This window comes from Streptococcus intestinihominis, assembly GCF_046824975.1.
In the GTDB taxonomy this organism is placed as follows: Bacteria; Bacillota; Bacilli; order Lactobacillales; family Streptococcaceae; genus Streptococcus.
The window spans coordinates 562,217-570,775 of sequence record NZ_JBKQBL010000001.1 but is presented as its reverse complement, the minus strand read 5'-3'; the positions used below and the strand labels follow the sequence as shown (position 1 = coordinate 570,775).

Sequence of the window (8,559 nt, the reverse complement as noted above, 5' to 3'; positions counted from 1 at the left end):
GATGCTTCTAAGTTGGAAGACCTTCTCTCATACGAAGATAAAGCTGCTGTCAAAGAAAAATTGGAAAACATCAAAGCCCACAACAAACGTAAATTGGCTCGTCACTTGAAAGATCACCAAGGTGTGGAAATCAATCCAAATTCTATCTTTGATATCCAAATCAAACGTCTTCACGAGTACAAACGTCAACAAATGAACGCTTTGTATGTCATCCACAAATACTTGGACATCAAGGCTGGTAATATCCCTGCTCGTCCAATCACAGTCTTCTTTGGTGGTAAAGCAGCTCCTGCCTACACCATCGCTCAAGATATCATCCACTTGATCCTTTGCTTGTCAGAAGTCATTGCAAACGACCCAGCAGTAGCTCCACACTTGCAAGTAGTGATGGTTGAAAACTACAACGTTACTGCAGCAAGCTTCCTCATCCCAGCATGTGACATCTCAGAACAAATCTCACTTGCTTCTAAAGAAGCTTCAGGTACTGGTAACATGAAATTCATGTTGAACGGAGCTTTGACTCTTGGTACTATGGACGGGGCAAACGTGGAAATCGCTGAGTTGGTTGGAGACGAAAACATCTATATCTTCGGTGAAGATTCAGAAACAGTTATCGACCTTTACGCAAAATCAGCATACAAATCAAGCGAATTCTACGCTCGTGAAGCGATCAAACCATTGGTTGACTTTATCGTCAGCGACGCTGTTCTTGCAGTTGGTAAGAAAGAACGTTTGGAACGCCTTCACAATGAGTTGATCAACAAAGACTGGTTCATGACCCTTCTCGACTTGGAAGACTACATCAAAGTCAAAGAGCAAATGTTGGCTGACTACGAAGACCGTGACGCATGGTTGGATAAAGTCATCGTCAACATTGCCAAAGCAGGATTCTTCTCATCTGACCGTACCATCGCTCAGTACAACGAAGATATCTGGCACTTGAACTAATTTGTTTTTAACATTCTAGAAGCAATATACTTAGAAAGAAGAGCTCCTTTTGAATCATCTCCTGATTTAGAGGGAGCTTTTTTAGCACAGGATCGCTGGGAAAATCTAAACTTGCGCTTCCCTAAGGTTCACGTTATAATAAATACTATGGATATTAGAAACGAGGAAATACAATGAAGAAAAATCCAATTTATATGTATGTCTTGCTAGCTCTATCAGCGATGGGAACTCTATTAACTGCTCAGTCCTTCTTTGGATTGGCTAAAGTGGAGCTCACAGATGAAATGGCAACTTCTTTGAACTTAACCACTGCTCTTGAACGGGAAGAATACAAAGCCTTCCTTGAGAAATTAATCGTAGCCTTACGCGGACCGATTGCTTGGTTGTTGCTATCTCTTTTGATTGGGGGCTTGATTGCAGTTGCCTATTTCTTCCTGTCTAAAAAGGATATTGTTAAGGCGACCTATGCCTATATGGGACAGATTGGTGCCTTTGTCTTAATGAGCTTGCATAATTTCTTGTCTTATCGTTCTTCTATGTCTGTGATCACGTCAGACAAATTGCGGACCTTGTTACAGGCTTCTAGCTTATATGCACTTGTCTTGAGTGTGGTTGTAGCCCTAGTTTACTTGGGAATCCTCCTCTACAAATTGAAAAATAGACCAGCTAGCGACCTTCAAGCTTAGATCATAGCATTAAAAAACTCCTCAAGTCTGGAACAAAGAAGAGGAGCTGGTCTGATTGGAGAAGAAAATGAAAGTATGTTTTGTCTATATCAGTTTAAGTGGCAATACTGAAAGTTTTGTTCGTCGTCTCAGTGATTATCTATGGGAGCAGTACCCTGACTTGGTCATTGAAAAAATCCATGTCAAAGACCTAGTCAAAGAAGGAAAGCCCTTCTTTGAAGTTGATACACCTTTTATCGCCTTTTTGCCGACCTACCTAGAAGGAGGAAATGGTGTTGATAATGGAGATGTGGAAATTTTAACGACCGATGTAGCAGACTTTATTGCCTATGGAGACAATGCCACTAAATGCTTGGGAGTTGTAGGATCAGGAAATCGCAACTTCAACAATCAATATTGCCTAACGGCCAAGCAGTACAGCCAACGCTTTGGTTTCCCTATGCTAGCAGACTTTGAGATGCGAGGAATGCTAGGGGATATCAAAAAAGTAGCGGCCATTGTAGAAGATTTGTATCGTCTTTAAAACAAAAGAGGCTGGGACAAAAGTCCTAGCCTCTCAATTGTCTTTGGATTATCGAGCAAGACGCAGTGGTTGAGTGGGCTCTACCACGCTGATTTCATCAGCTTTTACAGCCCTACTCAACTGTGCGGAGGTGGGACGACGAAATCGAATTCTAACGAATTACCGATTTCTGTCCCACTCTCTTATTTGTTGCGGTTGAAGAGAGAGGGGTCATATTTTGTATGACTCCTCTTTTAGGGCTTATTTTAATTGATCTGTGATTTCTTTCGAAAGCAAGAGGCCGAGGCGATAGTCCTTATTGATGGCGTGGATAACATCGTTGATGTTTTCCGTCGTTTGGATTTGTTCCTTGATGCTTGCCTTGAAGGCTTCATCTTTTAAGAGTTGCTCTTGTAAAATCTTTTGCAGTTTTTCTCTCTCGTATTTATTGATTAAAAAGAGAATGAGCAGACTAACTAAAATAAGAATATAAACAGTTTGATTCATAGGGTTCTCCAAAGGATAAGATAATGGATGAAGGGAAGCGATAATCCCTAAAAATATAGGTGTGTTTAGCATGAGAAAAGGAGTGAGATGGAACTAAATAAGGTTTATTTAGCGATTCCTCTCACCCCTAAAAGAGCTGGTTTCCTATCAAAAAGTAAGGAAGAAATTACATTTTCTCAGGCGCATCGACACCAAGTAAGCGAAGGGCTTCTTTTAAGACTACTGCTGTTGAGTAGCTAAGAGCAAGGCGGCTATCGCGTTCTGGGCTTTCATCCAAGATACGAGTGTGAGCATAGTACTTGTTGAAGGCTTGAGCCAAGTTGATGGCATATTTTGCAATCAAGGATGGATCATAGTTTTCAGCAGCGCGTTTCACGACACGAGAGAAGTCTTGGAGAAGTTTGATGATTTCCCAGCTTTCTGGGTCGCTCAAGCTGTAAGTTGCATCTGCAGATGGTGTGAAGTTGGCTTTGCGAAGGATGGATTGGATACGTGCGTATGCGTATTGAACGTATGGTCCAGTTTCCCCTTCGAAGGATACCATGGCTTCAAGGTCAAAGTCATACCCGTTGCGACGGTCTGTCTTCAAGTCGTAGAACTTAACGGCACCAACACCGACTGCATGTGCCACTTCTTCCTTGTTTTCCAATTCAGGGTTCTTTTCTTCGATTTGCGCTTTGGCACGAGAGATGGCTTCTTGAAGAGTTGGTTCGAGCAGGATGATATTTCCTTTACGAGTTGACAATTTTTGGCGATTCTTTGTGACCAAACCAAAGTCAACGTGGATCATATCGTCGCTCCAGTCAAATCCCATTTTCTTCAAAACAGCTTTCAACTGACGGAAGTGGTTGGATTGTTCTTGACCGACAGCATAGATGTTTTTCACAAAGTTGTAAGTCCGTGCACGGTAGATAGCAGTGGCGATATCACGAGTGATATAAAGAGTGGCACCGTCTGATTTCTTAATCATAGCTGGTGGAAGGTTGACATCATCCAACTCAACGATGCTAGCTCCCTTAGATTCTTTCAACAAGCCTTTTTCTTCAAGGATTTGGACAGCTTCATCCATCTTGTCATTGTAGAAAGCTTCTCCGTTTAAGCTGTCAAATTCAACACCGAGGAGTTTGTAGATACGGTTGAATTCTACCAAGCTTTCGTCACGGAACCATTGCCACAATTCAGTTGCTTCTGGATCTCCATCTTCCAATTTCTTGAACCAGAGACGTCCTTCCTCGTCCAAAGCAGGATCGTTTTCAATTTCGGCATTGATGCGGACATAGAGTTTCAACAATTCATCGATTGGATTGGCTTCGACAGCTTCCTTGCTACCCCATTTTTTATAAGCGACCATCAAGAGACCAAATTGTTTACCCCAGTCTCCCAAGTGGTTGATTTTAATGGTGTTGTAGCCCATTTTGCGGAAGATATTTGAAAGAGCATCTCCGATAACGGTTGAGCGCAAATGACCAACTGAGAAAGGTTTTGCAATATTTGGACTAGAAAGGTCGATGGTAATATTTCCTCCATGTCCTTCGTCTTGCTGACCGTAGTCTGCACCTGCTTCGATAACAGATTTGATGACTTGGTCAGAGATTTTAGATTTGTCCAAGAAGAAGTTTACATAAGGTCCAGTTGCAACGACTTTTTCAAAGTGAGAGGCATCGATTTTTTCCGCAATATCAGCAGCAATCGCTTGAGGAGCTTTGCGTTCGATTTTAGCCAAAGAAAAGGCAGGAAAGGCGATATCTCCGAGGTCTGAAGATTTTGGTTGCTCTAGTAAATTTAAGATAGTTTCTTGGTCTAAGCCTTCAATGACTTTTGCCAATTCACTTGCAATAAGTTCTTTATGATTCATAGTAGCTCCTTTGGTCTTTTGTTACTATTCTATCACAAAATTCGGCCTTTCTTCAAACTTTTTGGTATAATCAAAGTATAATTATTCAAAAGTGGAGCAAAAATGAAAAAAGATGAACGTCAGCTTTTGATTCGAGAAATTATTCAAAATGAGAAGTTATCGACGCAAAAAGACATTCAAGACCGTCTAGATCAAAGAGGGGCGGGAGTGACCCAGACAACCTTATCTAGAGATCTACGAGAAATCGGTCTGATCAAGGTAAAAGAAAAGGGTGGCCTCTATTATAAATTAGCAGACGAACCGGATCGAACAGATATTTTTAGACTGATTGCTCAATATGCACAAGTGGTCTCTAGAGCGGAGTTCACACTGGTTGTTCGGACGGAGCTGGGAGAGGCGGCTATTTTAGCCAACGCAGTCGATGAGATTTTGGATGATCAAATCCTTGGCACCGTCGCAGGGGCCAATACCCTCTTAATTGTTTGCAAGGACCAAGAAGTAGCACAAACAGTCCAGCAGACCATACTCCAACATTCTAGTCACTAGTCAAGGGCGAGGGACCAGTCCCGAAAGGGATCGGCCCTCCTTTTATGTCAGTTTAGAGTAGGAGTAAGCACTCAGAATGAATGCAATGATATAGAAAAGGAGCGATATGGCAGCAGAAAAACTATCACCTGGCATGCAGCAATACCTAGATATCAAAAAAGACTATCCGGATGCGTTTTTGCTCTTTCGGATGGGGGATTTTTACGAGCTCTTTTATGAAGATGCCGTCAATGCAGCACAGATTTTAGAGATTTCTTTGACCTCTCGGAATAAAAATGCAGAAAATCCGATTCCCATGGCTGGCGTTCCCTATCATTCGGCCCAGCAGTACATCGATGTCTTGATCGAAAAGGGCTATAAGGTGGCTATTGCAGAGCAGATGGAAGATCCCAAGCAAGCCGTCGGTGTGGTCAAACGGGAAGTGGTCCAAGTCATTACTCCGGGGACCGTTGTCGATTCGACCAAGCCTGACAGTGCCAACAACTTCCTGGTAGCCTTGTCTCATGATGAGACGGATTATGGCCTTGCCTATATGGACCTAGTGACCGGGGAGTTTCAGGTCACCAGTCTGAATGATTTTGCCATGGTCTGTGGGGAGATTCGCAACCTACGGGCGCGGGAGATTGTCCTGACCTACTCCTTGTCAGAAATGGAAGAAAGAGTCCTTCTCGGCCAAATGAACCTCTTGCTCTCCCCTATCTCAGAAGTAGCGGAGGATGTCCAACTTTTAGGGGCTGACTTGACTCATTTGGAGAGAATAGCGGCAGGAGGCCTGCTCCAATATGTCCAGGAAACCCAGAAGCGGGAACTCCACCATATCAAGCCTGCCCATCACTATGAAGTCCGTGATTTTTTGCAGATGGATTATGCGACCAAGGCGAGTTTGGACTTGACAGAAAATGCTCGGACTGGCAAGAAACATGGCAGTCTCTACTGGCTCCTAGATGAAAGCAAGACAGCTATGGGAGGCCGTCTCTTGCGGGCTTGGATCCAGAAGCCTTTAATGGATCGCCATCGGATCGAAGAACGCCAAGAGATTATCCAGGTCTTCTTGGACCATTTCTTTGAGCGAAGCGATCTGGCAGATCGTCTCAAGGGTGTCTATGACATCGAGCGCTTGGCCAGTCGGGTTTCCTTTGGTAAGACCACTCCCAAGGACCTCTTGCAGTTGGGCGAAACCCTACGCCATGTTCCCTTGATCAAGTCGCTCTTGGTCGAGATGGGAGAGCCGGTGCTAGACCTCCTCATCGCCCAGTTAGATGAGCTACCAGAGCTTTGCCGTCTCATCGAAGCTGCGATTGATCCGGATGCCCCGATTGTTCTAACAGAAGGCAATATCATCCGTACCGGCTTTGACCCAACTCTGGACCAGTACCGTGTCGTCCTCCGGGAAGGGACCGGCTGGATTGCAGAGATTGAAGCCAAAGAACGGGAAGCCAGTGGCATCACCGGACTAAAAATTGACTACAATAAAAAAGATGGCTACTATTTCCATGTGACCAATTCCCAATTATCCCGTGTGCCAGCACATTTCTTCCGCAAGGCAACCTTGAAAAATTCTGAGCGCTTTGGGACAGAGGAACTGGCTCGGATTGAAGGGGAGATGCTAGAAGCTCGGGAACAGTCGACTAGCCTAGAGTATGCGATTTTCCTACGGATCAGAGAGGAAGTCGGCAAGTACATTCAGCGCTTGCAGTCCCTAGCCCAAGCCCTAGCAACGGTGGACGTCTTGCAAGGGTTGGCCTGTGTAGCTGAAAGACAACAACTGACCCGGCCAGTCTTTCAAGAGGCGCGTGATATCCGGATTGAGAAGGGTCGTCACCCAGTTGTTGAGAAGGTGATGGGGGCTCAAAGCTACATCCCCAACAGCATTTCTATGGATGAGACCTGTGATATCCAGTTAATTACGGGACCTAATATGAGCGGGAAGTCCACCTATATGCGCCAGTTGGCCATCATTGTCATTATGGCTCAGATTGGTTCCTTTGTTCCGGCTCAGGCGGCGACCCTTCCTCTCTTTGATGCCATTTATACCCGGATTGGGGCTGCAGATGACTTGGTGTCCGGCCAATCGACCTTTATGGTTGAGATGATGGAGGCCAACAATGCCATTCGCCAAGCGACTCCAGCTTCTCTCATCTTGTTTGATGAGTTGGGACGAGGGACGGCGACCTATGATGGGATGGCTCTGGCTCAAGCCATCATCGAATACATCCATGACCGGACAGGTGCCAAGACGCTCTTTGCCACCCACTACCATGAGTTGACCGACCTGGAGCAGACCCTATCTCGCTTGCGCAATGTCCACGTCGCAACCTTGGAGAAGGATGGCCAAGTGACCTTCTTGCACCGGATTGAAGAGGGACCGGCTGATAAATCCTATGGGATCCATGTGGCCAAGATTGCAGGCCTGCCAAGCGATCTCTTGAAGCGGGCAGATACTATCTTGAGTCAACTAGAAGGCCAAAGCCACGAAGTGCCGATGGCGACTCCAACACAGCAATCCTCTCCACATGTCGGAGAACAGATATCCTTGTTTGAAGCAACTTCCTCCCACTCTGTCTTAGAAGAGTTGAAGAATCTCGATATCTACAACATGACCCCGATGGAAGTCATGATGGCAGTTGCCGAGATGAAAAAGAGAATTTAAAAAACAGTTCATTCGAACTGTTTCAGATTGAAGACAAAGTAATTTTAAAAACTTTCCTTAGGTGAGTACGGACGTCAGCGAACTTCGTAGAAGTTCCATGATTAATTAAGATACAAAGGGCGTTCTCGGATAAAGTCAAAATAGGAAGTTCGACGCAGAATCTTTAGATTCTAGGAGGACTTATCTTTTTGACACAATCCGAAGCCTGTGTTCAATTCGTATTGAGCCTAAGGTCTCAATGATTCCGAGTGCCTGAAACACAGTTGTTTCAGGCACTTTTCTCACAGCGGAAAGTTTTTCATCTTCTTGAATGACTAAAAAATAAAAGTCATTTTTTTGAATTCCTCAGGCTTTTCCTTGCAACTGTTGGTTGATCTCTTCTACTTTTTTCTTGTAAATGCGATAAGAAACAGCCCAAATAACCAAGTACACAAGGCTAAACTCTATAATGACGGAGATGTAGAAGCTGATTTGGATTGGGAACCAGCCTCCCAAGGTTGCCAAAGGTAGAAAACCAAAGAGCATCAAAAGGTAGTGGCTGAGGGTCGCACGGAGGAGGCTCCAGTCTTTGTTGAACAGGCTGCTTCCAAAGCTGAAGAGCAAGCCGATGCCAGCCCATATAAGGATACAATAGAGCATGACAAGGGATCCATGCACGTCGTGGGCTTGCATCCATTGTCCAACGCCTGAACTTGGACTGAGAGGCATGTAAGTGGAAGGTGAGTTTAGGAAAGAAAAGACGATAGAGAGGGTAAGGCCGATGAAGATGCCTTTAGAGGCATTCGATAGATGAGTCTTTAACATGATAATTTCTCCTTAATAGCTTTTAAATAGCGACGAGACGAATAGGTGATGGTCCCGTTTT

Annotated in this window: 8 protein-coding genes and 1 pseudogene; 5 read left to right on the top strand and 4 right to left on the bottom strand. The window is 44.6% G+C overall.

Annotated features, from left to right (window positions below; genetic code table 11):
* The 3 genes from ACLOR3_RS02845 to nrdI form a co-directional block, all read left to right on the top strand.
* A partial coding sequence (locus ACLOR3_RS02845; protein WP_412036971.1) for a glycogen/starch/alpha-glucan phosphorylase occupies positions 1-948 on the top strand: 948 nt, incomplete at its 5' end.
* A gap of 173 nt (positions 949-1,121) precedes the next feature.
* Entirely contained in the window at positions 1,122-1,634 is a 513-nt protein-coding gene (locus ACLOR3_RS02840; RefSeq protein ID WP_411400178.1) for an ABC transporter permease, read from the top strand.
* Positions 1,635-1,689: 55 nt separating this feature from the next.
* Positions 1,690-2,157: a class Ib ribonucleoside-diphosphate reductase assembly flavoprotein NrdI gene (gene nrdI / locus ACLOR3_RS02835; RefSeq protein WP_123160721.1), complete on the top strand. Its 468-nt coding sequence runs from the start codon at positions 1,690-1,692 to the stop codon at positions 2,155-2,157.
* 240 nt (positions 2,158-2,397) lie between these two features.
* On the opposite strand, the gene ACLOR3_RS02830 is transcribed toward nrdI, so the two are convergent.
* Positions 2,398-2,643, bottom strand: coding sequence for a hypothetical protein (locus ACLOR3_RS02830; RefSeq protein WP_006596982.1), 246 nt, complete (start codon positions 2,641-2,643; stop codon positions 2,398-2,400).
* 166 nt (positions 2,644-2,809) lie between these two features.
* Positions 2,810-4,498 carry an arginine--tRNA ligase gene (gene argS, locus ACLOR3_RS02825; RefSeq protein WP_411400177.1) on the bottom strand — a complete coding sequence of 563 codons (1,689 nt, stop codon included), beginning with the start codon at positions 4,496-4,498 and terminating at the stop codon, positions 2,810-2,812.
* A gap of 102 nt (positions 4,499-4,600) precedes the next feature.
* Between argS and argR the strand changes: the two genes are divergently transcribed.
* Together argR and mutS are read left to right on the top strand one after the other, a co-directional pair.
* Complete coding sequence (gene argR / locus ACLOR3_RS02820) at positions 4,601-5,044, top strand: arginine repressor (protein WP_006595388.1); 444 nt, start codon at positions 4,601-4,603, stop codon at positions 5,042-5,044.
* Between the two features lie 106 nt (positions 5,045-5,150).
* Positions 5,151-7,694 carry a DNA mismatch repair protein MutS gene (gene mutS, locus ACLOR3_RS02815; protein WP_411400176.1) on the top strand — a complete coding sequence of 848 codons (2,544 nt, stop codon included), beginning with the start codon at positions 5,151-5,153 and terminating at the stop codon, positions 7,692-7,694.
* A 345-nt stretch (positions 7,695-8,039) separates the two neighbouring features.
* On the opposite strand, the gene ACLOR3_RS02810 is transcribed toward mutS, so the two are convergent.
* The gene (locus tag ACLOR3_RS02810) at positions 8,040-8,498 is read right to left on the bottom strand and encodes a DUF3021 domain-containing protein (RefSeq protein ID WP_411400175.1); all 459 of its coding nucleotides are present in this window, start codon (positions 8,496-8,498) and stop codon (positions 8,040-8,042) included.
* A pseudogene (locus ACLOR3_RS02805) lies at positions 8,492-8,559 on the bottom strand (LytTR family transcriptional regulator); the annotation flags it as partial. The pseudogene ACLOR3_RS02805 and the gene ACLOR3_RS02810, both read right to left, overlap by 7 nt.

Excerpts from the sequence above, each read along its gene's own strand:
- ACLOR3_RS02840 (WP_411400178.1), top strand. The coding sequence starts at position 1,122 with ATGAAGAAAAATCCAATTTATATGTATGTCTTGCTAGCTCTATCAGCG.
- ACLOR3_RS02830 (WP_006596982.1), bottom strand. The coding sequence starts at position 2,643 with ATGAATCAAACTGTTTATATTCTTATTTTAGTTAGTCTGCTCATTCTC.
- argS (WP_411400177.1), bottom strand. The coding sequence starts at position 4,498 with ATGAATCATAAAGAACTTATTGCAAGTGAATTGGCAAAAGTCATTGAA.
- argR (WP_006595388.1), top strand. The coding sequence starts at position 4,601 with ATGAAAAAAGATGAACGTCAGCTTTTGATTCGAGAAATTATTCAAAAT.
- mutS (WP_411400176.1), top strand. The coding sequence starts at position 5,151 with ATGGCAGCAGAAAAACTATCACCTGGCATGCAGCAATACCTAGATATC.
- ACLOR3_RS02810 (WP_411400175.1), bottom strand. The coding sequence starts at position 8,498 with ATGTTAAAGACTCATCTATCGAATGCCTCTAAAGGCATCTTCATCGGC.